The following is a 25,066-nucleotide window of genomic DNA, read 5'->3' as shown; positions in this document are numbered from 1 at the left end:
ATAAAGAATTAGGATAGCGATGGTTTTAAGGAGTTTCTATCGTTATCGGTGTCGATCCATTATCGGGGTGCACCGTTTCGGTTGTCCCCCATTCTCCGTTGCTACTTGTAAAGAGGGCCAGTTGACTGCCGTTGATGGATACATATCGGATAGCGCGTATGCCGGATGTCAGGTAATTCGGAATAATAGCTCCCCACTGGCCCTCGCTTGCATTTACGGTGCCATACCAGTTGGTATACGGCTGTGGTATGCCGTCATCTTCCGTAAACGAGGCATACAAGGGCCTATCGTTCATCGCAGTATCTGAATAGAGTACAACGATTTTCTCATCACCCACCGCAGAAATACCTTTCACCGCAGAGGCACCACCAATATCCTCGGTAATGGTGCTGTAATCCAACATGGATATCGTTGATTGGGTCCTGAAGGTGTGGTTGAGGCTGGTGCCCCCTGATCCATTGTTTACCTGCACAAAAAAGTAAACATTCTTCCCTGCTTGATGCTGTTCCTGATTGGTCGGCACTACAGCAAACCACCCTGTATAGTTCCCGGACGCATTGGTGGTGAAGGTCGAAAATTTAGAGCCGGTACCGGTATAATTTTCATTGTTGTCCAGACGGGAGCCTCCAACGGATTTATTGGAAGACGACATGCCAACAATATAACCGGCCGGGGAAGTGCTATTTTGGATAGCCAACAACCATCCCGGCGTCTGTGTCGTTCGGTATGCCTGATCCGAAAGGCCTGTGAAATACCTATAGGTCGCATTCGGAGCCAGCCCGGTCAGTCGTAACCTACACACATAATGGAGCCTTGCAGTTGTTTGTTGGCCGGCGTAAGCGTATTGCGGCAATATCAGTTCATTGGTCAACGGGATAATGCTCATGTTCTCGGGAATTTCCTCGCCTCCGGACCCGTCACCGTAAATGATATTACCGGTAATGGAAGGGGTGGAAACGTGATCGCGGTAAATCCTACCGACTTCCGTGAGTGTGTCGTTTTCCATTGCAGGCACGGTGGGCGGAAAGAAATACGCATAACGCTCGATAAAAGGCTGCGCGTCCAGCCAGGGCAGTGCCAATTCCATGAAGCGTGCATGCGTCTCCGGGGTCGTATTCCGATTTGCATTAAACTCTGTAATCCATATTGGCTTTTTATAGAGATTGTAGATCCGTGTGAGGTAATTTTTAAACCGATTGAACACATTCGCCGGATTGGGCGATGCATTATGAGTACTACTCCAATTCCCCCAATCGTACCAATGCAGGGCCATAAAATCCACCCTCACGGTATCCTGATCGGCTTTGTTCATGAAATTAAGCAGCCATTTGTCTGCATTCCCTTCCTCGGGAGCCGGCGATCCCATCCGATATCCGGTACGTAAAAGCAATTTATGCAGCGACACGGCCTCTGTATAGGGGATATTGGATTGACTGGCATTATCAGGTTCGTTGAACGAGAGCAGGTGGGTTACGGTATCTTTTTCAATATAAGCATCTACCCTACTCGGATTGTTGGCAGCACCCCTGCCCCAAGCCATGGGTACATATTCCCGCGTAGGTGTGGAATGATCTAACGGCCCCCAATCGTAAAACCAGGAGACATTCAGGCTATCTATCAGCGTATTGTTTGTGTTACCCACTCCTTTTTTCAGCACATTTTGCACAGGCAGCACCCGGATGAATGAAACCTTGTTGGCCAATTGGGCCGGAAGGTTTACCGTTACATCACTGCTTCGTGCGACATACGAAAAACCGAATCCGGTACCATCTTCGTGCTCTGCAAATGTAGCCATGAATCCCTGCAGGAGATGGAAAGAGGAAAAATTGTCGTTCATTCCGTCCGGAATCGTGTCTCCGCGAAAAACTGTACGTGACGGAATTCCGGCTTCGTCACCTGTATAATCGTTGTACTGAAAAACCGTTAAAGGAAGGGTTTCGGTGGATTGCATGTCCGCATGCTGCATCGGATACCGTTGGCATGAACTGCCAGCACCGAACAAGCAAAGAAACAGACAGATTGTCCTGCCAGTCCTTCCATGTAGCCTGTATTGTTTCATTTTATTGAATTTAGTTTACAAATTGGTACGGATCAAAATTACGGCACCCAGACAACGAGCATAGGGCAGATTCTTTCAAAATGCGGGTGGAATAGGTCAATCGTTTGGTCATCCTACAACGGCGGTTAAGGGCAAAAACTGAAACGAGCCTCCCCATTTGTGAGCGCCAGACCCCCAAGGGTTCGTTGAAGACGACTTACCTTTGGGCATGAAACGGATAACGATTACAGAATGGGTTATTTACGCAATCATCGTAGGATTATTCATCTTTCTGATTTATATATGATAAATTAGCCCATCAAAACGACCAAATTATGAATCTTAGATCGTGGTATACCATCGCCCTATCGATTGCTCGTATTGTCAAGCTGTTGCTGGCTTCGATGGGCATATGGGGGTTTGTTTATGCCCAAAGCGAACTGGTTTCATCGCTCGCTATCGAGCAAGGGTTGGTGAATAATGAAGTTACCTCACTGTGCCAAGACCGATATGGTTTTTTATGGCTGGGCACGCGCGGCGGGCTCAACCGGTACGATGGTTATGCGTTCAAACTCATCCGGAATCATCCCAAATCGGGCAACAATTTTACCAGCCAATACGTTGAGGTAATCCATGAGGGCGAAAACGGCAATCTTTGGGTCGGCACCAAAACGACGGGGTTAAACCGCTACGACTTATCACACAATACCATATACCACCAAATACCGCCGGATAGCCTGCAGATCAACATCCAAAATATACAGGCCCTGCATGAAACCGATGGCTATCTCTATATCGGCGCATCCAGCGGGTTATTCCGTTATGAACCCGCCACAGATACCTATAGCCCGGTAACAAGAAAACGCAACGTATTGTCTTTGTTGTCGTATGGTGATGGCCTTTGGGTGGGTACAGACCTGGGGCTTTTTTCCTACGAGTTCTCCAATGGGAAATTCAAACAAGTTGTCTGGGATTTAGGAAGCTCCGCACAGGTCACCTCCATCGCGCGGGATCCGGTGTCGGGGTTACTTTATTTAGGGACATGGAAAATGGGTGTACTGGTGCTCGACCCAGCAACGGGCCGCATTGTAAGGCAATACCGGCATGAACCCGGAAATGAATATTCATTAAGCAATAATAACGCCTACCGGGTGTTCATCGATGCGGCACGCAACGTTTGGATCGGAACCTGGGGTGGCGGACTCCACCGCCTCAACATCGAAGGGCAAACCCTGCAACGCTATCGTCTCGATTCCGAGGATGATGGGGCATCCCAGCGTTGCATCGTATTATCCATTATGCAGGACAGGTCTGGCATTCTTTGGATCGGCACAGATGGCGGTGGCATTTATAAAATTGATCCCGGCAGAAAGCGGTTCAATAATATCGAATTTGCGTTCCACACCGATTTCTCCACCATAGATACCTACGTACAATCCATATTCATGAACGAGGAAGGACTTTGGGTCGGCACGAGGGCAAGCGGGGCGTATTTATTCACCAGCCAGGGCGGCTTGAGGAAAATACCCACTCCTGCGGGTGTCAATTCGGTGCGGGGTTTTTTCGAATATGGCGGGGACTTATGGATGTATACCAATCGGGGAATCGTCATTATCAAAGGCAAACGTTATGGGGGAAACCAACGCACGGTAACATCCGACAGGGGAGATCCGGAAAGCCTGAGCGGACCGAAAATAAATTCAATAACCCGCGACCGGCGGGGCACCGTCTGGGTGGGTACACAGGAGTCGGGGCTCAACAAAGTGATCGGCTTCACCGATAGTGGCAGACCCCGCTTCAGGCGGTATTCTGCCCAGCCCGGAAAAGACGGCGCACTACAGAACGAGCGCATAAGCTGTATGCTGTCTGACTCGAAGGGACGATTATGGATGGGCACCTACAACGGCTTACACCTTTATGACCACGACCGCGACCGATTCATCGTTTACCGCCAGCAAAACAACCTGCCTGCCTGCCTGACTAACAATACCGTCCTGTGCATCACAGAAGACCAAAGCGGGGGTATTTGGATCGGCACGCAACACGGTTTCAATAAATTAATTGAAGATGAATCCGGCAAATACACCTTTGAGAATCACTTTGCCCAAAATGGATTCCCGAATGATTACGTTCATGCCATACGGCCGGACAGGCACGGCAACATCTGGATGAGTACAAATAACGGCATCGTCAAATACGATACAAAAAAAGGCGAATTCCAGCATTTCGATACCAGGGATGGTCTAATCAGCAATGTCTTTTCCGAAAACAGCTCCTTCATTTCCAGCCGGGGAGAACTATACTTCGGCAGCATCAAGGGCATTACGTCTTTCTTCCCGGATAGCATTACAATGAACAAACGAGTTCCCCAAGTATACATTACAGGCCTTGCCGTGAACAATGAAGATGTCACTGTGGGCGATACCATCGCTGGCCGCGTAGTGTTATCCAATGCCCCCTTCGCCACCCGTACCATTACGTTATCTTATAAACAAAACATTGTAGCCCTTATGTTTGCAGCGTTGGACTACCATGCACCGGATAAAAATCAGTATGCTTATAAGTTATCGGGATTTGACCAAGATTGGGTATATGCCGGTGACCAACGGCAGGTCACCTACACCAATTTACCGCCGGGCAATTACCGGTTCACGGTGATGGCTTCAAACAGCGACAAGGTATGGAACGAAGAAGGCACGTCCATAGCGATCCGGATCTTACCTCCACCCTGGAAGACTTGGTGGGCTTATAGCATTTATGTAGCGTTGCTGATTGCGTTTCTTTGGTTGTCCCGCCATATCGGTATCAGCAGGATCAAACTGCGCAACAAACTTGAAATCGCAAACTTAAATTACCAACGGGAGCATGAAGTTGCGCAGGTACGGTCAAAGCTATTTACTAACGTGTCGCATGAATTCCGCACACCATTGACACTCATGATGGGGCCGCTGTCCGAACTGTCAGCGGCATCCCAATTGGATGGCGGGACGAGGGGCACGCTAAGCCGCGTGCTGAACCATACCAGGCGCCTGCTGCATCTCGTGAACCAATTGCTGGCCTTCCAGAAAGCGGAAGCCAGTAGCCTTGCGCTCCACGTCAACACGCATGACCTGACGTCAATCGCTAAGTATGTCGCTGACTCATTTGCCGATGAAGCCGAACGCAGGAATATCCGTTTTTCAGTGGACTGCCCCACGCAGCTATACTTTTCATTCGATAAGGAAAAAATCGAAATTGTACTGTACAACCTGCTTTCCAACGCGTTTAAGTTTACGCCTGACGGTGGCCGTATCACCTTGTCAGCAAGCCTGGCAAATGCAACGACAGATGATGCCTCTTGCGAGATCGGTGTGGCGGATAGCGGCAGCGGTATCCGGGAGGAAGATCACCAAAGGATATTCGAGCGCTTTTATCAAGCCGAAAAAGGACATCCCAATAAAACGGCAGGTACGGGCATTGGACTGGCGTTTGTCCGCGAGTTGGTGGGCATGCACGGGGGCCGAATAACCGTCGATAGCTTGCCGGGTGCAGGCAGCACGTTCAACATAAGCCTGCCCGCTGCAGGGGCGGACATCTTGTTTTCGGCAGATAATCCGGTTGATGCCACTGCTGCAAGCAACACAAATAGCAAAAAAAACGGCCGAAAAGCCGACACGCTGACAAAAGACCTTCCCCTGGTCTTAATCGTGGAAGACAATTCCGAAATCAGGGATTATATGGCTTCCATTATTGGTGCGTTTTATAACGTCATTCAGGCTACTGACGGCCAGCATGGTCTGGAAATGGCGTTCAGTACCATTCCCGACCTGGTTATCAGCGATATCATGATGCCATCGCGGGACGGGTTCAGCCTATGCCAACAATTAAGGGATGATCAACGAACGTCCCATATCCCCATCATATTACTTACCGCCCGGCCGGATGACGAGGCATACGTTGAAGGTATCAGCAAAGGCGCGGATGTATACCTGACAAAACCATTCAACCCCCAGGTTCTCAAATCTTATGTAAAGAATTTAATAGCACTCCGGCAACAGTTGCGGGATCAGTTCGCCCGCCACATCAACCTGGATCAGGACCAGACCGATCTCGGTACATTTGAATCAGATTTCATTAAGCGGATCGTTTCCTATACCGAGGAACACTTGGCTACACCGGATTTCAACACCGATGTGTTGGCGGAAATAGCGAATATGAGCCGATCCACATTTTACAGGAAATTAAAAACCATTACAGGTTTATCCGGTTCTGAATTCATCAAACTGATCCGCTTGAAGCGGAGTGCTGTATTGCTGAAATCGGGAAAATTCAATATTACGCAAGCCGCTTACGAGACCGGCTTTAACGACCTGAAACATTTCCGCAGGAGTTTCCAGCAGCAGTTCGGACTTACCCCATCGGCCTACCTTAAACAGCACAAAACAACGGTTGACCTTTAATTTCCTGTGGTGAATAACGATTTTGAACCACCTGCCCCTCATGTTGGTCTGTCCTTCCCCCTCTTGGATATGGGTACACATTACTTTTGGGCGTCCAACATAACATTGACGCATGATGACTCACACCCGTATTTTTTTGACGCTGCTGTTTTTGGTACCGGCGACTTTCCTTGCCCGTGCAACCGATTACTTCGTACATCCCGTAGCAGGAAATGATGCCAACAGTGGATTATCCACTGCCCAGGCTATCCGATCATTGGAAAGGGCATCCCAATTGGTTTTATCGCCCGGTGATCGCTTATTGCTGGCCGCTGGCCAGCGCCATACCGGTTCATTGTCACTGGTGGGCCTTCAAGGACATCCAAACCGCCCGATTACGATAACGTCCGTGGCCTGGCCCGGGGATGACACCAATCAACCGGCGCTTATTGATGCCAAGGGGCACGCGCAGGCACTGCTCGTCCGCGATTGCCAATATGTCCATATCGACTCCTTACGCATCCAGGCGAATGGATATATCCAAAAGAAACCGGGATCGGAAATGCGCTGCGGCATATTAGTAACCGCCACGGCCAACGGCCGCACGGAAGGCATCGTCTTGGCCAACATCCGAATTCAGGATATTTTCCACGAAAATCCCGGCTATAAACGCCCTTCCAGCGAGGTGACGACAGCCAACGGGAGCGAGCCGTATGGTTGGGGAATCCGGCTGATGAGCACCAACGAAACATCGAAGATAGAAAACATCCGCATTGAGGCATGCCGTATTGAAAACATCGAGCATACCGGCATAAAATTAACCGGTGCAAGGGGAAGACATAACATCAGCCGGGTTTGGCTGTATGCGAACCACATCACCCGCACAGGAGGGCCAGGTATCCAAATGTCGAACGTCAAGTTTGTCCATGTGGCTACCAACGAAATCACCTACTCCGGCAGCGCGGATGACAGCCGGAAATGGGGACGCGGCAGCGGCTTGTGGACATGGAGTGCTTCTAATGTGCTTATCGAAAAGAACCGGTTCATGTATGCCAACGGTCCCGGAGATTCTGCAGGAGCGCACATCGACTACAATTGCGATAACGTTGTCCTCCAATATAACTTCAGTGCGCACAATGCGGGTGGATTTTGCGAAATATTGGGTAATACATACAATTGCGCCTACCGCTATAACATCAGCGTCAACGATGGCCATCGCGTAAAGGGAGTAAATGGCGCATTTCAGGAGGGTAAACTGTTTTGGCTCAGCGGATACCAGGGGAATAATACGGAGCGAAAAGGCCCCGTAAACACCTATTTCTACAACAACACGATTTATGTGGGTCAAGACATCGAAACCAAATTTGCGATAGACGGCAGGTCAGATGGCGTGTTGATCGCCAACAATATTTTTTGCATTGAAGGCCCCTCCCTCACCGTATTGGGCGATCAGAACAAGCCGGACACGCCGCTTGAAGGAGGCTTGAACCGTGTCTTTTTCCGCAACAACCTCTATCTGAAATCCGGGAATTGGCCGTCAGATTTACCGATACAAGATCAGTCGCCGTTATTCGGCGATCCGGATTTCACTTCCAAAGGCGGTTTGCTGCCGGCAGACTACCTGCCACGTAACACGAAACTGGTCAAAGGCAAGGGAGTCAAAGTCCCCTATCTCCAAAGCGATGCCATCGGCTTGATGCAGGGATTGCGTAGTACAGAAGATATTGAAGGAAAAATGACTGACAATATACCAAGTTTGGGCGCATTGGAAATCGATTGATGATCACTTTATTATTCTTATTAACAATATAATATAACCGATTAACAATATAATATAACCGACATGAAACGTATCTTATATGGCTTTTTTTTGATTGGATTTGCAACCGGATGCCAGGTCAACGGCGGAGCGCAGCAGGAAGCAACTGCGACGCATCCGAACATCATCGTCATCAACATGGACGACCTGGGTTACGGAGATATCGGAGCGTACGGCGCAACGGCCCTGCAAACGCCCAACATCGATAGGCTGGCCGAGGGAGGTGTGCGGTTTACCAACGGATATGCCACTTCGGCCACCTGTACGCCCAGTCGGTTTGCCCTATTGACGGGCGTATATCCCTGGCGCAATGAAAACGCACGCATCCTGCCGGGTACCGCCCCTTTGCTGATTGATACGGCCCAACTGACCCTGCCGAAAATGCTGAAAGAAGCCGGTTATCATACCGGGGTGGTAGGCAAATGGCATTTAGGTTTGGGAGCCGGGAATGCGAATTGGAATGAACGGATCACACCCGGACCCAATGAAGTCGGCTTCGATTATTCATTCATTATGGCGGCCACACAGGACCGGGTGCCCACGGTATATATCGAGGATGGCAGCACCGTAGGCCTGGACCCCAAGGATCCCATTTTTGTGAGTTACGAAACGAATTTTGAAGGGGAGCCGACCGGACTTGACCATCCGGAATTGCTGAAATTGAAATGGCATCATGGGCACAACAACAGCATCGTAAATGGCATTCCCCGCATCGGGTTTATGAAAGGCGGAACGGCCGCCCATTGGAAAGATGAAGAGATGGCTGACACATTTTTAGCGAAAGCGAGGGCATACATTACCGAGCACAAAGAAAAACCGTTCTTTCTCTATTACGCCATGCAGCAGCCACATGTCCCCCGCACGCCCCACCCACGTTTTGCCGGCACCACCGGACTGGGAAGCCGTGGCGACGCGATTGCGGAAGCAGACTGGTGCGTGGGGCAACTCCTGGAATTGTTGGACGACGAAAACCTGCTGGAACATACACTCATCGTTTTCACCAGTGATAACGGACCGGTTGTAAACGATGGCTATCAAGATGAAGCGGTGGAGAAACTCGGGAACCATACACCAAGCGGTCCTTTCCGGGGCGGCAAATACAGTCTGTATGAAGGAGGTGTCCGTATTCCGTTTATCGTTTATTGGAAAGGTACCGTCAGCCCGAAAGTTTCCGATGCGTTGGTTTGCCAGGTTGATCTGTTGGCTTCATTCGGCAAATTGACGGGATCAACCGTAAGCACCGGTGACAGCGAGGACTATATGGATGTGTTGTTAGGCAGAAGCAATGCGGGCAGAACCTCACTGATCCTCGAAGCATCGGCGCGGACAGCATTACGCCACGGTAACTGGGTAATGATTCCCCCTTATGATGGCCCCGCCATCAACAAACAGGTAAACATTGAACTCGGTAACAATACTGAATACCAGCTGTTTGATATCAAAAGTGATCCGGGACAGCAACGGAATGTTGCCAAGCAACAACAAGACACGTTGAAGAAATTAGTAACAGAATTCCAACGAATCCGTGGAACTGACCAGGGACGTCATGTGAAACCTTTGGTGTTGCAATAGCCGGGTTTCGCGTAGGCAATTTCATCGTTGCCGCTTTTGCTTGGCACTTGTCCAACAATTGCATACCTTTGGATAATGATCCAATTATTGAGAAAAACACACAGATGCCTGTATTTGGCATCTGTTTTATTTTTCTTTATACTCTTTTACCCGCTGTTAGTGTTTTTAGCAAGGGATCCTGAACGGAATTTCCATCGCATAGCCCGATGCCGACGGATCATCGGTTTTCTAAGCTCAACACTTGTCGGTGTCTTTTACCGATTCCGCTACGAAACCCCCATTGATTGGACAAAGCCCTATATCATCTGCGCTAATCACACATCCAACCTGGATATCACGGCCATGGTCTTGCTCTGCCCTTCCGATTTCTCCTTCATGGGGAAAATCGAATTGCTCAATAATCCCGTCACTGGAATGTTTTTTAAAACCATTGATATCCCCCTGAACCGGAAGAGCAACATATCGGCTTTCAAAGCGTTCAAGCGGGCCGATGGCAACCTGCGGAATGGCCGAAGTATGGCCATCTTCCCCGAAGGGCATATCGGCGAAGAGTTCCCACCGCATCTATACGATTTCAAGAATGGCCCCTTCAAGTTAGCCATCGAAACAAGGATACCCATCGTACCCGTGGTGATTCATAATGCCTGGAAAATCTTTTGGGACGACGCGAAGCAGTTCGGTAGCCGGCCGGGCACGGTACAGGTGGATGTGCTTACCCCCATGGCTACCACCCAGCTCCGTATGGAACATGCCGACCAACTGCGGGATGAGGTGCACGCCCTCATAAAAAAACACTGGAACCGAACGGGGGGGCTGTAACTTTTCCTATATTAGCACGTCTTACCACAAAAAAAAGAACATCATATGTCGCAGCAGCCGCTCATTCAAATCACGGATATCGGACGTAAATATGTAATCGGTTCGGAAACCATCCATGCCTTGAAATCCGTGACCCTCCTGATTAATAAAGGGGAGTTCGTTGCACTGATGGGCCCGTCAGGTTCGGGCAAGTCGACGTTGATGAATATCCTGGGCTGTTTGGACACCCCGACACGTGGTGAATACATCCTGAACGGCATCAATGTAAGCGACATGACCGACGACGAGCTGGCCGATGTACGGAACAAGGAAATCGGTTTCGTATTCCAGACATTCAACCTATTGCCCCGCTCCACCTCGCTTGATAATGTGGCCTTGCCACTCATATACGCAGGCTACAACAAGAAAACACGGAGCGAGATGGCACAAAGCGCGCTGGAAAGCGTGGGGCTGGGTAACCGCGTGGACCACAAGCCCAATGAGCTTTCCGGTGGCCAACGCCAACGGGTGGCGGTAGCACGGGCATTGATTAACAACCCCTCCATCATATTGGCCGACGAACCGACGGGCAACCTGGATACCAAGACCTCCATCGAAATCATGGAGCTGCTGGAGGAGATACACGACAAGGGTAACACCATTATCCTCGTAACCCACGAAGAGGATATCGCCCAGCATGCCCACCGAATCGTCCGCATGCGCGATGGACTCATCGAAGACGACTATCCCAACAAAGACATCCGGAACGTATCGCCCAGGCTGGCTGCACTACGCGAAAAGGGCTCCGATTTCGAGAACATCTAACTTTTCCTACCTACGTAGCAGGACGCGTTCTGTGAGCCGGAAAATGGGTGTTACGCTCCTTACCAAATACCATTTTTCTGTAAAAATGACAGCCAGCCAAAACATTAATAAACTACAAAACAACAACTTACACCAATGTTATAAATTATTGATAAAAAATTTAAAAATCATTCTATAAATATTATATTTTTGCGCAAAATTGAAAAGCTTAAATTGAAAGGTTATGTACTGGACATTAGAGTTAGCCTCACATTTGGAAGATGCACCTTGGCCGGCCACGAAAGACGAGTTAATCGACTATGGTATCCGTTCAGGCGCCCCTGTGGAAGTGATTGAGAATCTGCAAGCCCTGGAAGATGACGGTGAGCCCTATGAAAATATAGAAGAGATCTGGCCGGACTATCCGACCAAGGATGATTTCTTCTTCAACGAAGATGAATACTGACAAAATAGCCGCCCCGCACTCATCGTGCGGGGCGGTTTTGTTAAACAAACCCCATAAAAATACGACGCGACATCTTGCATCTTTCAAAACAAAAACCCATATTTGTCGCACAACAGAAATGAACGTTACAAGTGGACATATTACTTGGTGGTGGCATAGCATTTAACGCTGTGGCAACCTCCTATGTAAGTAATAGTTACTGAACTGTATAGCGGCTTGCCCATCACCGGCAAGCCTTTTTTATTGGATACTGACGAGATGAAACCGAGAGGTAAATAGCATCGACACAGCGTGGCGTGATTATTTACATTAAGCTCTCATCAGCCATTGAGGAAAAAATACGTAGATGAAACCGAGATGTAAATAATATTGACACACAGGGCAATCATTGTTTACATCGAGCTCTCATCAGCCGATAAAGAAAAATAATTAGATGAAAAAAATATTAACGCACCTCTTCGAATACAAAACCTTCACGCAGCGTGAAGCATATGAGATATTGACTAACATCGCTTCGGGGAAATACAACAACTCCCAAATCGCCGCATTCATGACGGCCTATGGCATGCGGAGCATCCGCGTGGAAGAGCTGGAAGGTTTCCGCGATGCAATGTACGACCTGTGCCTCCAATTGGAGTTTCCGGGTTATAAACTCATCGACCTCTGCGGTACGGGGGGTGATGGCAAAAACACCTTCAACATTTCCACCCTCGCCTCCTTCGTAGTGGCTGGAGCAGCCTACCCCGTAGCCAAACACGGCAATTATGGCGTGTCATCCGGCTGCGGGTCGTCAAACGTGATGGAATACCTCGGTTACCGGTTCACCAATGACAAGGAAACCATCAGCCGCCAATTGGAGCAAGCAAACATCTGCTTCCTCCATGCGCCGCTTTTCCATCCGGCCATGAAAACGGTAGCGCCCATCCGCCGCGAACTGGGTGTAAAGACCTTTTTCAACATGATCGGCCCGTTGGTAAACCCCACCAACCCCCACTACCAATCCGTCGGGGTATTCAGCCTGGAATTGGCGCGGCTCTATGGCTACCTGTACCAACAAACGGACAAGCGATACACCATCCTCCACGCGCTGGACGGGTACGACGAAGTGTCCCTGACAGGCGATTTCAAGACCATCAGCAATGAAGGGGAACATATCCACAGCATCGAGCAGCTGGGCTTTACACCCATATCGGCAGATCGTATCCACGGTGGGGAAACCGTGGAGGAGGCGGCCCGTATTTTCGCGACGGTACTCCATGGCGAAGGCACGTCGGAACAAAACAATGTGGTCCTTGCCAACGCAGCCGTTGCCATACAGACCATCCATCCGGAAAAGAGTTTTGGCGACTGCTACTACGAAGCCGAAGCATCATTGCTGGGCAAGAAGGCTCTAGAAAGTTTTAAAAAATTAATAGATGGTTAATTCTTTCATTTCGCGCAAAGACGTGGGGTCTAAAAAAGTCCCTTCGCGTGCTTTGCGAAGAACTTAGCGAACTCTGCGTGCACGATCAAATGAATCCAAAAATAAAAATATGTGGCTTAAAACAACCCGATAACATCCGGGAGGTTATCGCCTTGCAACCGGATTACATCGGCCTCATTTTTTACCCCGGCTCCAGGCGTTTTATCGACCAGCTTGATGCCGATTGGGTAATGGGGTTGCATGGCACCAAAAAAACAGGTATTTTTGTAGATGCGGCCATCCATGAAGTGAAAACAGCCATCCAGCGATACGGTTTCCAAGCCGTGCAGTTGCATGGGGCTGAGGCTCCGGCATACTGCGCAACACTGGCAGATTGCGGCGTAGAAATCATCAAGGCCTTCGGCATCAATGAGCGATTCGACTGGACAATAGTAAGGGGATATGAAACGATCGTGGATTACTTCCTTTTCGACACACAAAGCACCCAACACGGCGGCACCGGCAAACGTTTTGACTGGACGCTGCTTGCCGGCTATACGGGCAACACGCCTTTTTTCCTGAGTGGCGGCATCGGTGCTGAAAACATAGCAGACGCACTGCGGCTTGACGACAGCCGCCTCTACGCGTTGGACCTGAACTCACGGTTCGAGACCGCACCGGGCGTCAAAGACATTGCATTATTGAGAAACACGTTACAGACCATCAACGATGAGTAAATACCAAGTAAACGACAATGGCTATTACGGCGATTTCGGCGGCGCCTATATCCCCGAAATGCTATACCCCAATGTGGAGGAACTGCAGCAGCAATACCTGAGCATCATCCAAAGCGATGATTTCCAACGGGAATTTGGCCAATTGCTGCGCGATTACGTCGGCCGGCCGTCGCCCCTGTACCCTGCGGAGCGGCTTTCTGACCGATACGGCGCCAACATCTTCCTGAAACGGGAAGACCTCAACCATACCGGTGCCCATAAGATCAATAACACGATCGGCCAGATCCTGCTCGCGGAGCGGCTGGGCAAGAAACGCATCATTGCCGAAACGGGCGCGGGCCAACACGGCGTGGCCACCGCTACGGTATGTGCGCTCAAGGGTCTGCAATGCGTGGTATACATGGGTGCCATCGATATCGAGCGGCAGGCCCCCAACGTGGCACGCATGAAAATGATGGGCGCCGAGGTCGTGGCGGCCACGTCGGGCAGCAAAACGCTCAAAGACGCCACCAATGAGGCGCTGCGCGACTGGATAAACAACCCCGTGGATACTCACTATATCATCGGCTCGGTGGTGGGGCCCCACCCCTACCCGGACATGGTGGCCCGCTTCCAATCGATCATCTCTGCCGAAACCCGTAAGCAATTGTTCGAAAAGACAGGTCGCGAAACACCGCACTACGTCCTGGCGTGCGTAGGCGGTGGCAGCAATGCCGCGGGCATGTTTTACCATTTCATAGACGACCCGCAGGTGAAACTCGTGGCAGTGGAAGCCGCTGGCAAAGGCGTCGACTCGGGCGAATCGGCTGCAACTACGGTGCTCGGCCGCGAAGGCGTACTGCATGGCAGTCGATCGATCCTGATGCAGACCGATGACGGCCAGGTGGTGGAGCCATATTCCATCTCGGCCGGGCTCGACTACCCCGGTATCGGACCGCAGCATGCCTGGCTGTACAAAACGGGCCGGGCAACCTATGTCAATGCCACGGACGACGAGGCCATGCAGGCCGGCTTGCTGCTTACCCGACTGGAAGGCATCATCCCCGCCATCGAAAGCGCCCATGCGCTAGCCCAGCTGGAGAAAATGACGTTCGCAGCCAACGAGAACGTGGTGGTATGCCTATCGGGTCGTGGCGACAAGGATTTAGACAACTACATGAAGTACTTTGGATTTTAAACAATGAACCGCATCAAGAATTTGTTCGCCGAAAAAGGCGACAGGCGCGTCCTCTCCATTTATTTTACCGCCGGTTACCCGACGCTCGATAGCACATTGGACATCGCCGAAGCATTGGAAAACGCAGGTGCCGATTTCCTCGAAATCGGTTTCCCCTATTCCGACCCGGTAGCCGACGGACCGGTTATCCAGCACAGCTCAGAAGTTGCACTGCGCAACGGCATGACATTGGACGTACTTTTCGATCAACTGAAAGATTTACGCAAGCGGGTCAGCATTCCCGTATTGCTGATGGGATACGTGAATCCGGTGCTGCAGTACGGCGTGGAGGATTTCTGCAAAGCATGCCAATCTGTTGGCGTAGACGGAGCCATTGTACCCGACCTACCCATGTATGAGTATGAAACGCATTACCGATCGGTATTTAACACCCATGGGTTGAGCAACATCTTCCTCGTTACACCACAGACATCCGAAGAACGGATCCGGAAAATTGACGGCCTATCCACCGGATTTATATACCTGTTGTCTTCGTCGGCTACTACCGGCAAGAACCTGGCGGTTTCGGAAAATACGGAAAGCTACTTTTCCCGCATCGCGGCCATGGATCTCGAAAATCCGACGGTCATCGGATTTGGCATCTCCAACCACGACACGTTCGTACATGCTACCGACCACGCCGATGGCGCCATTGTAGGTAGTGCTTTCGTGAAACTGCTGGGCAACGCGGATTACCACGCGAAGATAGCGCCGTTTATACAACAGCTGAAAAAAGGATGAGGATGGACATCAGTCCATCCGCTCCTTCACGATCTTGCCGGCCGGATCGAAAATGACCTCCAGATCGCCGTACCGGCTATCCAGCTCCACCTTATAGGTAATGGAGCCCGCCGTATCAATCTTCTTGGCATCGCCCACCCGGTACCCGTCAAATTCTGCCTTGATTTGCTGCTTAACCGCATCGGGCAATGAATAGGACGACATTTCCTCTTCATGGCGCAACACTTTCCCTTCGGGGCTGATGATTGCCTGGTGGTCACGGCTGAACAAACCATTGTCAAACTCCACCTCGTAGTTCCCATCGCGCTTCTTTTCCCACTCCACTTGCCGTGCTTTCGGGAATTGCTGCTGGAAAGCATTCAGCACCACCGCGGGCACACCGCGCTTTTGCACGCCCTGCGCGGCAGCGGGCAGGTATGCCAGCGACAACACACACAAGCCAAACAGTAATTTCTTCATGGTATTACCTTTTTGTTTCGCCTACAAAAAAAGCGTCCAAAACAGGAAAAACTTTGGAAATTAGGAATTGTTGTAACATCTTCCCAAATTTGACATCCAATGGACAAACACACCGCGTAATTAGGTACGGATAAACGGACCACACGCAACCATTGTTAAACACCGTTTAATCTAAGCGATAAATGAACACAACACTATCCATAACAACTTGGTGGCAGGCACTCGGAGGCACTGAGAAATTCTTTTGGGCGGTCGCCTTGCTGTTTTCGTTCCTATTTGTCATGCAAACGATCTTCGCTTTCATTGGCGGGGGCGACGATGATGGGGCATTCGGCGATTCGGATGAATATGTAGATGGCGACGGGGGCATCGACTACCAATTTTTCACCATTAAGAACTTCATTACGTTCTTCACCGTTTTCGGCTGGGTGGGGCTGGGTTGCCTGAAAAGCGGGCTTCCCATCGGGCAGGTAGTCATTTGGTCAACCGTATCGGGTGTGGCCATCGTATTGATCATGTTCTACCTCTTTTCGCGGATGGCAAAGCTCCGTTCTAGCGGCACCTTGCGCATCCAGAATGCACTGCATAAGCAGGCCGAAACATACCTGCGGATACCGGCCGTACGCAGTGGCTATGGGAAGGTGCATATCCGCGTGCAGGGTTCCCTCCGGGAACTGAGGGCGCTGACCGACGACGAGGACGACATCCCGACGGGGAGACCGGTAACCGTAGTAGGAATCGTAAACGAAAGCATCTTATTGGTAACGGGGAAAACGACTTTTTAATGGTCAATGGTTAATGGTCAATTAACCGTTCCGTTCAGAAAGCTTAGAAAGTATCAACAATTAAGCATTAACAATTAGAACATAAGCCGTATGGAATTTTACCTAATCGCCATTGCCGTTGGCATCATCATCATCTTCGTATTCATCATTTCGCTGTTTAAGCGATACAAACGCTGTCCGTCAGATCGCATTTTGGTGGTCTATGGAAAGGTGGGTAAAAACGCCTCCGACCTTACCCGGGCTGCCAAATGCATCCATGGGGGTGCCGCCTTTATCTGGCCGGTTATCCAAGACTATTCCTTTCTGGACCTCACTCCCATTTCCATCGAGGTAAACCTCACCAGCGCACTCAGCAAGCAGAATATCCGGGTAGACGTACCTTCCAGGTATACCGTGGGGATTTCTACCGAACCGACAGTAATGATGAACGCTGCGGAACGGTTGCTGGGCATGCAACGCCCGCAGATCCATGAGTTGGCCAAAGATATCATCCTTGGTCAAATGCGCCTCGTGGTGGCCATGATGGATATCGAAGAGATCAACAACAATCGGGATAAATTCCTGCACAATATTGCAACGAATGTCGAAGCGGAGCTCAACAAGATTGGTCTTAAGATGATCAACGTAAACGTCACCGATATTAAAGACGAGAGCGGTTACATCGACGCATTGGGTAAAGAAGCCGCAGCGAAAGCCATCAACGAGGCAAAAATCCGCGTGGCTGAGCAGGAACGATTGGGTGACATAGGAAAGACAGAGGCAGAAAAGGAGCGGGATATCAAAGTCGCAGAAATGCAGCGGGACCGTGATACCGAAGTAGCTATTGCCGAAAAAGACAAAGAAGTAAGCATCGCCGGTGCGGCGCGCGACGAAAATATCGGGAAAGCCGAGGCCGAACGTGATACACGCGTGAAAGTGGCCGATGCAAACGCCATTGCCGTACAGGGCGAAAACCTCTCTAAAATACAGATTGCCGATTCTGAAGCGAAGCGCCGTGAACGGGAGGCGGAAGCGTTGAAGAAGGCCGTCGCTGCCGAAAAGGTACAACAGGCATTGGCATTGGAAGAAGCATACAAAGCGGAGCAACGGGCGGAAGACGCCCGCGCCGAGCGCGACCGGGCCGCACAAAATGCGACCATCGTGGTTGCGGCGGAAATCCAAAAGCAAAAAGCCATCATCGAAGCCCAGGCGGAAGCCGAACAGTTGCGCGAGAAAGCGCGTGGCGAGGCGGATGCCATATTCGCCAAATTGGAGGCCGAAGCGAGGGGGGTATACGAGATGCTCACCAAACAGGCGGAAGGCCTCAATGAAATCGTCAAATCTGCCGGCAACAACCCGAAAGACGCCGTATTGCTACTGATTACCGATAAGCTCCCTGAACTTGTAAAACTGCAGACGGAAGCCATCAAAAACATCAAGATCGATAAGGTAACCGTGTGGGACGGTGGAAACGGCTCCGGCGAAGACGGCAAAACATCAACCGCCAACTTCGTCTCGGGGCTATATAAATCCGTGCCTCCCCTCAAAGACATCTTCGACATGGCCGGAATGGAACTGCCCAATTACCTCGGCGAAGCCAAAAACCTGCAGTCTGCAAGTGGTGGGGCTCCCGGAAAAAAGCGCAAGGGTAATGGGCCCGACGACGGCATACAGGATGCCGAAGAAGTGAAATAGCATACAAACCCCGCAACTATATTGAAAACTGCGGGGTTTTTACGTATCTTTGCCCCTACCATGGTAAAAGTGCTCACCATATGGCTGATGCTCGTGTACGCTTTCTCGGCAACGGGAGCCACCGTACACCTCCATTACTGCTGCGGGAAACTGCAGCACTTATCCGTGGAGAACGAGCGTGCCCCCGGCCATGACAGGTGTACGCTTTGCCCCAACCACAACGAAAGCAACGAGCATACGGATTGCGATAGCAGCCAACACTGCGCCACCGATGTGCAGTCGCACGACCATTGCCAAGACATTCAGGTAGATGCCCAGAAAACGACAGGCGACCACCTCCCCAGCAGCGACAAAAACCTACTGAAAATACAGTCGCTGGAGCTCCTTGTATTTACGCTAATCCGCGTGGCGGACTTCCCGCTAGACAGCTATACCGTGGCAGAAGTGGCAAATGCCCTGCCGCATACCGGAACCACGCCCCTCTTCATCAGGCACTGTACCTATCGTATCTGATACATCCAACCATCGCAGCCAATGAGCCGGGCTGGAAAGCTCCGTTCACGGCACCCTGTGCCTTTTGCACGTTATTTTTCACGATGTTTAGGATTAACACCATTTACGACAATGACCCATTTCATTAAAGCAACGATTACGTTATATATACTGCTGGCCATAACCAGTTGGTCGGCCGCAGCCCAAGACAGCACAGCTACATTTACCGTAGCCGGCGTATGCGGCATGTGCAAAGCGCGGATTGAGAAAGCCGCCGATGGCAGCGGGCTGACAAGCGCCCATTGGGACGTGCGCACCCAACAACTCACCCTCACCCACAGCGCCTCATATAGTGTGGAAGCTGCCAAGCAACGCATCCTCGCCGCGGGGCATGACGCAGACGGCCGCACCGCCGTACAGGAAGCCTACGAAAAACTGCCCGCCTGCTGCCAGTACCACGATGAAAAAAACGTGCATAAGACCAGTGGGCAGGATGGGCACGACGACCACACGGTTACCGGCGTGGTCATGCAGGAAAACAACCGCGGCCAGCTCAGCCCCATCGCAAATGCGAACGTGCACTGGCTGGAAAACACTTCGGTCAATGCACGTTCCGACGAATCGGGGGTATTCCGGATTGCACATGAGGCAACCTACAAACAGCTTGTCATCTCCTATGCCGGCCTCCAGCCCGATACGATAGCTGTAACCGCCCCCCATGAAGTGGTGGTGGTAACGGCCAAAGACAACGTATTGGCAGAAGTGACCGTATCCGCACGGCGGCGCTCAAACTACATCGCCGCCCTCAGCCCCACACGGCTTGAAGTGCTGACGGGACAAGAGCTCTTCAAAGCGGCCTGCTGCGATCTGAGCGAAAGCTTCGAAACCAACGCCTCCGTAGACGTGGTGAACAGCGATGCCGTTACGGGCAGCAAGCAGATCCAGATGCTGGGACTCAGCGGCAACTACACCCAACTGACCGTAGAAAACCTGCCCGGGCCGCGTGGATTGGCCACCCCGCTGGGGCTCAATAGTATCTCAGGCACCTGGATCGAGTCCATCCAGATAGGCAAGGGCATTGGATCCGTAGTGAACGGGTTCGAAAACATCGCCGGGCAGATCAACGTGGAACTGAAGAAACCTGGCACGTCCGAGAAACTGTTTTTCAATGCCTATGGCAACAACATGGGGCGCACGGATGTAAACCTCAACCTCTCCCACAATTTCAACGAACGTTGGTCGGGCAGCCTGTTGCTGCATGACAATTTCATGTATAATAAAAGCATGAATTTCAGCAATAACGGTTTCCGCGACTCGCCGGTGGGCAACCTCTTCTCGGGCGTTGGCCGCTGGAAATACGAAGATGGCAAAGGTTTTATCGTACAATTCGGGGTCAAGTTCCTCAGCGACGACCGCACGGGCGGGGAGATCGATTTCAATCCCGCCACGGACAAGCTGACACAGAACCGGTACGGGCTTGCCTTCGATATCGAGCGTTACGAAGCGTTCGCTAAAATAGGCTATGTCTTCCCCCAACATACGCAGCGCAGTATCGGATTGCAGCTCTCGGGCACATCCTACAACCAATCGTCCTATTTCGGCCAACGCACCTATGATGCGGAACAACGGAATGCGTATGCCAACCTCATTTATCAAGACATCATTGGTACGGTGGTACATAAGTACCGTACCGGCCTGAGCATGCAATACGACCGCTATGACGAGCGTTATATGGCCGATCGGTTTGCGCGTAACGAGGTGGTGCCGGGCGCCTTCTTCGAATACACGTATAGTCCATCAGACAAATTCGATGCGGTGGCTGGTATCCGTGGCGACTACAACAACCTATACGGGTGGTTTGCCACGCCACGCTTACACCTGCGCTACCAGCCGGTGGCGGGAACGACTTTCCGGATAAGTGGGGGGCGCGGACAACGGACGGCCAATGTTTTTGCCGAGAACACGGCAGCATTGGCCAGTGCCCGGACCGTCCGCATCGCTGCCAATACAATGGAAAACGCGTATGGCCTAAAACCGGAAGTGGCCTGGAACACGGGTATCAGTTTCGACCAGTCCTTCCGCATGTTCCATCGGGAAGCTTCCTTCAGTACGGAGTTTTTCCGGAATGATTTTACCAACCAGGTAGTGGTGGATTACGAAAACCCGAGGGAACTGGCTTTTTACAACCTCGATGGCCGGTCGTATTCAAATAGCTTGCAAACGGAGTTTCGGTTCATGCCGCTACCCCACTTTGAGGCACGGATGGCCTACCGCTTCTTTGACGTGAAAACCACGTACGGCGACGAGCTGCTGCAAAAGCCACTTGTGGCACGCCATCGGGGGTTTCTCAACCTCGCATACAACACCCATAGCGGCGGATGGCATTTCGACTACACGTTAAACATCACCGGGCAGAAGCGATTGCCATCTACCTCGGCGAATCCGGCCGGTTACCAACTGCCAGACTATTCAAAGGCGTACATGACCATGAATGCGCAAATAAGCAAAACAATGGGCAAGGTGCGACCCTTCGACCTCTATATCGGCGGTGAAAACCTGACAAACTTCTTCCAGCGAAATCCCGTGTTGGCGGCAGACCAGCCATTCAGCGAGTTTTTTGACACCTCGCTGCTGTGGGGGCCACTGACGGGCAGGGTATTTTATGCGGGGGTAAGGTTCAGCATCAATTAACGTTGGTTAAGAAACATTAGGTGGCAGCGCTTCGGGGAAAGACGATCTGAGCACGTGGTAGAGCTGCTGGGTAGGCAGCCCTACCACGTTGGTATACGAACCCACGATTTGCTCAATAGCAACCGCGCCAATCCACTCCTGGATACCGTAGGCGCCAGCTTTGTCAAACGGATGGTAGCGATCGACATAATAGTCGATTTCCCCTTGGGTCAATACCCGGAAGTAAACCGCGGTGACCTCGTGGAATGTAAGGATACGGCCGTTGTATAGCAACGTTACGGCGGTTATCACCTCATGTTTCCTGCCGGACAGACGCGTGAGCATGCGGACGGCCTCGGCCCGGTCTTTCGGCTTGCCGAGGATTTGGCCGTCTACCGTCACGATCGTGTCGGCCGCGATAACCAGCTCATCGGCAACTTTCCCATTAAAAACCATTGCCTTCTTTTCGGCAATATGCCGCACCACACCTATCGGGTCTAGTTGACCGGGGAAATCTTCGTTGACCCCACGCACAATTACCTCAAAAGGGATTCCCATAAGCGACAAGAGCTCCCGGCGGCGGGGCGATTGCGAAGCGAGGATAACCTTCATAGGGCCGACAATTGAGAACCTCCGCCGACACCCCATGTGCCTTGGAGTTTCATTACCTTCTCGATGACATCGCGCACCGCGCCCGATCCACCACTAAAAGGCGAAATATAAGCAGCCATGGCTTTGACGTCGTCCGCTGCATCAGCAGGGCACGTACCGAATCCGGCCACCATCAGGGCGTCCAAATCGGTCACGTCGCCCCCCATACACAACACATTTTCCGCTTCCACCCCCCGGTCTGACATCCAGTCACCCAATACCGCCTTTTTGTCGCCCGTTGCAAGCAACAAATCAGCCAGGTTCAACCCTTGCAGGCATTGGGCGCTTCCGGGGGCATACCCGTTTCCAACCAATGCGACGGGATAATGCTGCGCGGCCGAATGCAAGGCATACCGATCACGATGATGGAACGCAGACCACGGCTCGCCATGCGCAGATACCCATACCTTACCATCCGCGCATACGCCGTCGACAGCAAAAATGAAAGCTTTCACCTGTTTAAACCGATCAAATAATATCATATACCACCTAATATAGGCCAAACTTAAAACAAAATATGCAGCCTAAAAATGTATAATCCAAAAAACATTTTGTAGACAAATCCAGACACCCTGTATGGGTTAATGGAAAAGGTCCGAAACTAGCAACGCCCTACTGCGACACTATTTGGTGTACAGAAAACACTAAGTAAGCCAAAATTACAGTTTGGCACGAGGTTTGATAATACCACCCTGAAAACGCGGATGATGTTTGTGGACGCGGATTCAGCGGAAGTTCTTTTGACAATTCATCGACAAAACTATTGTTGGAAATTAAAAAAAGTACATATCTTTGCATAAAGATTTTAGCCCGGATAACACTGGGGATTTAGGTTGTCTTTTCATAATTTAGGTTTATAATTGGTTAGTAACAAACCCCGGTGCCCATCACCGGGGTTTTGTTTTTTTAGGGCAATGTAGAAAGATCAACCGTTGGCTGCTTACCCTCCGCCGTGCGCTCAAAAAAAGTATCGATCACCGTGTAATCGGCAAAAAAACCACAGTTTCGCAGGAAAAAACGATTACCTGCTTCGCCCCCACCGTAATCCAACCGGTATCCGACCCGGGCCGTATTGTCTGCGGTAAACTTAGCCGCTGTAATTTCGTACCAATTGCCATCCCTATCGGCCACCCATTGGTTCCCAAAAAAGACGCGGCGTTCGTAACGCCCTTGCTGCGGACTGAAATTTTCCAAAAACGAATGGAAACCTTCCAACCATGTATCCGTGTCGGGACGGCTGAAGCTGGCAATCAGCATCCACTCTCCCTTTTCGGGAGCAAAGAACCAAGCAGTATATACGGTATGGTTATTCCCTACGGGCTCGCCACTCAGCAAAAACCGGTACGTATGCCCTGCCTTCCACGGGTAACGGAGGTAACTCTGTCCGCCCGATCCTTCGTTACCAAATTCACCGGTATGCACATCTGCGCCCTTTCGCAATAGCTTAATCTGCTGCGCTTCCGGTATCTCATCCGGATTATCCGTTTCATAGGGGCTCCAAACGGAAAACAATATGCGCCGCTCAATTTCACTATTCACCTGGATACCAAAATAGCCACCCCTGAAACCATTTGCCATGTAATAGGAACCAACCACGTCATCCCCCTCGGGAACGGTGATTTCATTGTAGTACCATTTGATGGCTTTATCGGCAGGGACGCGGTAATTGAGATGCACCGATGGCCCCCTACGGCCCCAATAGAAAAAATCACCGGTATTGTTTTTCACATATGCGGTAGCTGGAGACACTGCACTGCCGTCGATACGGTACCCACCGATTCGCGGGAAATGCACCCCGCCCCGATCAATGCCGCGCAGCGTTACCATCGCGTAACCGGTGTCGGTAACCGCCCAGGTACCGGCAAAAACATCGCCGGAGAAATCGGCCGGTATATGCACTTCCTTGGTCTCGCCGTTGATGGCTACCGACACCCTCGCATCTTCCGAATCGCTTTCCAAGCTCAGCCAAAGCCTAAGTTTACCCTTATCGGCGAACCGGATGTAGCTTTGGAAAAAGTAGGAGGTATCATCCCATCCATTTACCCCACGCTCTCCCAGGAAGCTCGTCTGTCGCGATTCCTGCGGCAGCTGCCAGGTATTGCCACCAATGGGCACGAACTGGGCGTGACTATCCGGCGTAGGGCCGCCATGGGGATGGGCATCCTGTGCGGAGCACGACGACATCAGAAAGAAGGTGGAAACAAACAACGGAATGGCAATAAATTCAATCTTCATAGTGCGTTATCTTTAACGAATGAACCACCAATATAGACGGAAATTACCAGAAGAAGGTGATGAAAAAACATCCCGAAAGAAAACAACCG

The 25,066-nt window shown here is 51.1% G+C and carries 19 protein-coding genes; 14 read left to right on the top strand and 5 right to left on the bottom strand.

Features of this window, described 5'->3' with window-relative positions; all coding sequences use genetic code 11:
- Window positions 1-25: 25 nt before the first annotated feature.
- Window positions 26-2,059 carry a glycosyl hydrolase gene (locus tag ACEVG1_RS15650; RefSeq protein WP_374744653.1) on the bottom strand — a complete coding sequence of 678 codons (2,034 nt, stop codon included), beginning with the start codon at window positions 2,057-2,059 and terminating at the stop codon, window positions 26-28.
- A 314-nt stretch (window positions 2,060-2,373) separates the two neighbouring features.
- Between ACEVG1_RS15650 and ACEVG1_RS15645 the strand changes: the two genes are divergently transcribed.
- The 10 genes from ACEVG1_RS15645 (at window position 2,374) to trpA (ending at window position 16,011) form a co-directional block, all read left to right on the top strand.
- Entirely contained in the window at window positions 2,374-6,477 is a 4,104-nt protein-coding gene (locus tag ACEVG1_RS15645; RefSeq protein WP_374744652.1) for a two-component regulator propeller domain-containing protein, read from the top strand.
- A gap of 112 nt (window positions 6,478-6,589) precedes the next feature.
- Complete coding sequence (locus ACEVG1_RS15640) at window positions 6,590-8,236, top strand: right-handed parallel beta-helix repeat-containing protein (RefSeq protein WP_374744651.1); 1,647 nt, start codon at window positions 6,590-6,592, stop codon at window positions 8,234-8,236.
- A 63-nt stretch (window positions 8,237-8,299) separates the two neighbouring features.
- Window positions 8,300-9,847 (top strand): arylsulfatase, encoded by a 1,548-nt coding sequence (locus tag ACEVG1_RS15635; RefSeq protein WP_374744650.1) that lies wholly within the window; start codon window positions 8,300-8,302, stop codon window positions 9,845-9,847.
- A gap of 159 nt (window positions 9,848-10,006) precedes the next feature.
- A complete protein-coding gene (locus ACEVG1_RS15630) occupies window positions 10,007-10,666 on the top strand; it encodes a lysophospholipid acyltransferase family protein (protein WP_374744649.1) in 660 nt (219 codons plus the stop codon).
- A gap of 45 nt (window positions 10,667-10,711) precedes the next feature.
- A complete protein-coding gene (locus ACEVG1_RS15625) occupies window positions 10,712-11,470 on the top strand; it encodes an ABC transporter ATP-binding protein (protein ID WP_374744648.1) in 759 nt (252 codons plus the stop codon).
- 223 nt (window positions 11,471-11,693) lie between these two features.
- Window positions 11,694-11,915: a DUF2795 domain-containing protein gene (locus ACEVG1_RS15620; RefSeq protein ID WP_017258669.1), complete on the top strand. Its 222-nt coding sequence runs from the start codon at window positions 11,694-11,696 to the stop codon at window positions 11,913-11,915.
- A 433-nt stretch (window positions 11,916-12,348) separates the two neighbouring features.
- Window positions 12,349-13,338 carry an anthranilate phosphoribosyltransferase gene (gene trpD / locus ACEVG1_RS15615; protein ID WP_374744647.1) on the top strand — a complete coding sequence of 330 codons (990 nt, stop codon included), beginning with the start codon at window positions 12,349-12,351 and terminating at the stop codon, window positions 13,336-13,338.
- 89 nt (window positions 13,339-13,427) lie between these two features.
- Window positions 13,428-14,054, top strand: a complete 627-nt coding sequence (locus ACEVG1_RS15610) for a phosphoribosylanthranilate isomerase (protein ID WP_374744646.1) — start codon at window positions 13,428-13,430, stop codon at window positions 14,052-14,054.
- Window positions 14,047-15,231: a tryptophan synthase subunit beta gene (trpB, locus tag ACEVG1_RS15605; RefSeq protein ID WP_374744645.1), complete on the top strand. Its 1,185-nt coding sequence runs from the start codon at window positions 14,047-14,049 to the stop codon at window positions 15,229-15,231. The genes ACEVG1_RS15610 and trpB overlap by 8 nt, the downstream gene beginning before the upstream one ends.
- A gap of 3 nt (window positions 15,232-15,234) precedes the next feature.
- Entirely contained in the window at window positions 15,235-16,011 is a 777-nt protein-coding gene (gene trpA / locus ACEVG1_RS15600) for a tryptophan synthase subunit alpha (protein ID WP_374744644.1), read from the top strand.
- A gap of 9 nt (window positions 16,012-16,020) precedes the next feature.
- Here the strand turns inward: trpA and ACEVG1_RS15595 are convergent, their stop codons facing one another.
- Entirely contained in the window at window positions 16,021-16,470 is a 450-nt protein-coding gene (locus ACEVG1_RS15595) for a PepSY-like domain-containing protein (RefSeq protein ID WP_374744643.1), read from the bottom strand.
- 182 nt (window positions 16,471-16,652) lie between these two features.
- Between ACEVG1_RS15595 and ACEVG1_RS15590 the strand changes: the two genes are divergently transcribed.
- The 4 genes from ACEVG1_RS15590 to ACEVG1_RS15575 all read left to right on the top strand — a co-directional run bounded on the left by ACEVG1_RS15590 (window position 16,653) and on the right by ACEVG1_RS15575 (window position 22,112).
- Window positions 16,653-17,255, top strand: coding sequence for a hypothetical protein (locus tag ACEVG1_RS15590; protein WP_374744642.1), 603 nt, complete (start codon window positions 16,653-16,655; stop codon window positions 17,253-17,255).
- Window positions 17,256-17,345: 90 nt separating this feature from the next.
- Window positions 17,346-18,929 (top strand): flotillin family protein, encoded by a 1,584-nt coding sequence (locus ACEVG1_RS15585; RefSeq protein ID WP_374744641.1) that lies wholly within the window; start codon window positions 17,346-17,348, stop codon window positions 18,927-18,929.
- Window positions 18,930-18,989: 60 nt separating this feature from the next.
- Window positions 18,990-19,442 carry a hypothetical protein gene (locus ACEVG1_RS15580; RefSeq protein WP_374744640.1) on the top strand — a complete coding sequence of 151 codons (453 nt, stop codon included), beginning with the start codon at window positions 18,990-18,992 and terminating at the stop codon, window positions 19,440-19,442.
- Window positions 19,443-19,553: 111 nt separating this feature from the next.
- Window positions 19,554-22,112, top strand: coding sequence for a TonB-dependent receptor plug domain-containing protein (locus ACEVG1_RS15575; protein WP_374744639.1), 2,559 nt, complete (start codon window positions 19,554-19,556; stop codon window positions 22,110-22,112).
- Between the two features lie 6 nt (window positions 22,113-22,118).
- Here the strand turns inward: ACEVG1_RS15575 and ACEVG1_RS15570 are convergent, their stop codons facing one another.
- The 3 genes from ACEVG1_RS15570 to ACEVG1_RS15560 all read right to left on the bottom strand — a co-directional run bounded on the left by ACEVG1_RS15570 (window position 22,119) and on the right by ACEVG1_RS15560 (window position 24,977).
- On the bottom strand, window positions 22,119-22,703 hold the full coding sequence (locus ACEVG1_RS15570) for a nucleoside triphosphate pyrophosphatase (RefSeq protein WP_374744638.1): 585 nt from the start codon (window positions 22,701-22,703) through the stop codon (window positions 22,119-22,121).
- The gene (locus ACEVG1_RS15565; RefSeq protein WP_374744637.1) at window positions 22,700-23,224 is read right to left on the bottom strand and encodes a KdsC family phosphatase; all 525 of its coding nucleotides are present in this window, start codon (window positions 23,222-23,224) and stop codon (window positions 22,700-22,702) included. The genes ACEVG1_RS15570 and ACEVG1_RS15565 overlap by 4 nt, the downstream gene beginning before the upstream one ends.
- 424 nt (window positions 23,225-23,648) lie before the next feature.
- Complete coding sequence (locus ACEVG1_RS15560; RefSeq protein WP_374744636.1) at window positions 23,649-24,977, bottom strand: DUF3472 domain-containing protein; 1,329 nt, start codon at window positions 24,975-24,977, stop codon at window positions 23,649-23,651.
- Window positions 24,978-25,066 lie beyond the last annotated feature (89 nt).

It is taken from the genome of Parapedobacter sp. 2B3 (assembly GCF_041925275.1).
GTDB classification, from domain to species: Bacteria; Bacteroidota; Bacteroidia; order Sphingobacteriales; family Sphingobacteriaceae; genus Parapedobacter; species Parapedobacter pyrenivorans_A.
The sequence above is the reverse complement of the archived record's forward strand: the minus strand, read 5'-3'. Positions and strand labels throughout refer to the sequence as shown.

Coding starts and splice junctions, on each gene's coding strand:
- ACEVG1_RS15650 (WP_374744653.1), bottom strand. CDS start 2,059: ATGAAACAATACAGGCTACATGGAAGGACTGGCAGGACAATCTGTCTG.
- ACEVG1_RS15645 (WP_374744652.1), top strand. CDS start 2,374: ATGAATCTTAGATCGTGGTATACCATCGCCCTATCGATTGCTCGTATT.
- ACEVG1_RS15640 (WP_374744651.1), top strand. CDS start 6,590: ATGATGACTCACACCCGTATTTTTTTGACGCTGCTGTTTTTGGTACCG.
- ACEVG1_RS15635 (WP_374744650.1), top strand. CDS start 8,300: ATGAAACGTATCTTATATGGCTTTTTTTTGATTGGATTTGCAACCGGA.
- ACEVG1_RS15625 (WP_374744648.1), top strand. CDS start 10,712: ATGTCGCAGCAGCCGCTCATTCAAATCACGGATATCGGACGTAAATAT.
- ACEVG1_RS15620 (WP_017258669.1), top strand. CDS start 11,694: ATGTACTGGACATTAGAGTTAGCCTCACATTTGGAAGATGCACCTTGG.
- trpD (WP_374744647.1), top strand. CDS start 12,349: ATGAAAAAAATATTAACGCACCTCTTCGAATACAAAACCTTCACGCAG.
- ACEVG1_RS15610 (WP_374744646.1), top strand. CDS start 13,428: ATGAATCCAAAAATAAAAATATGTGGCTTAAAACAACCCGATAACATC.
- trpB (WP_374744645.1), top strand. CDS start 14,047: ATGAGTAAATACCAAGTAAACGACAATGGCTATTACGGCGATTTCGGC.
- trpA (WP_374744644.1), top strand. CDS start 15,235: ATGAACCGCATCAAGAATTTGTTCGCCGAAAAAGGCGACAGGCGCGTC.
- ACEVG1_RS15595 (WP_374744643.1), bottom strand. CDS start 16,470: ATGAAGAAATTACTGTTTGGCTTGTGTGTGTTGTCGCTGGCATACCTG.
- ACEVG1_RS15590 (WP_374744642.1), top strand. CDS start 16,653: ATGAACACAACACTATCCATAACAACTTGGTGGCAGGCACTCGGAGGC.
- ACEVG1_RS15585 (WP_374744641.1), top strand. CDS start 17,346: ATGGAATTTTACCTAATCGCCATTGCCGTTGGCATCATCATCATCTTC.
- ACEVG1_RS15580 (WP_374744640.1), top strand. CDS start 18,990: ATGGTAAAAGTGCTCACCATATGGCTGATGCTCGTGTACGCTTTCTCG.
- ACEVG1_RS15575 (WP_374744639.1), top strand. CDS start 19,554: ATGACCCATTTCATTAAAGCAACGATTACGTTATATATACTGCTGGCC.
- ACEVG1_RS15570 (WP_374744638.1), bottom strand. CDS start 22,703: ATGAAGGTTATCCTCGCTTCGCAATCGCCCCGCCGCCGGGAGCTCTTG.
- ACEVG1_RS15565 (WP_374744637.1), bottom strand. CDS start 23,224: ATGATATTATTTGATCGGTTTAAACAGGTGAAAGCTTTCATTTTTGCT.
- ACEVG1_RS15560 (WP_374744636.1), bottom strand. CDS start 24,977: ATGAAGATTGAATTTATTGCCATTCCGTTGTTTGTTTCCACCTTCTTT.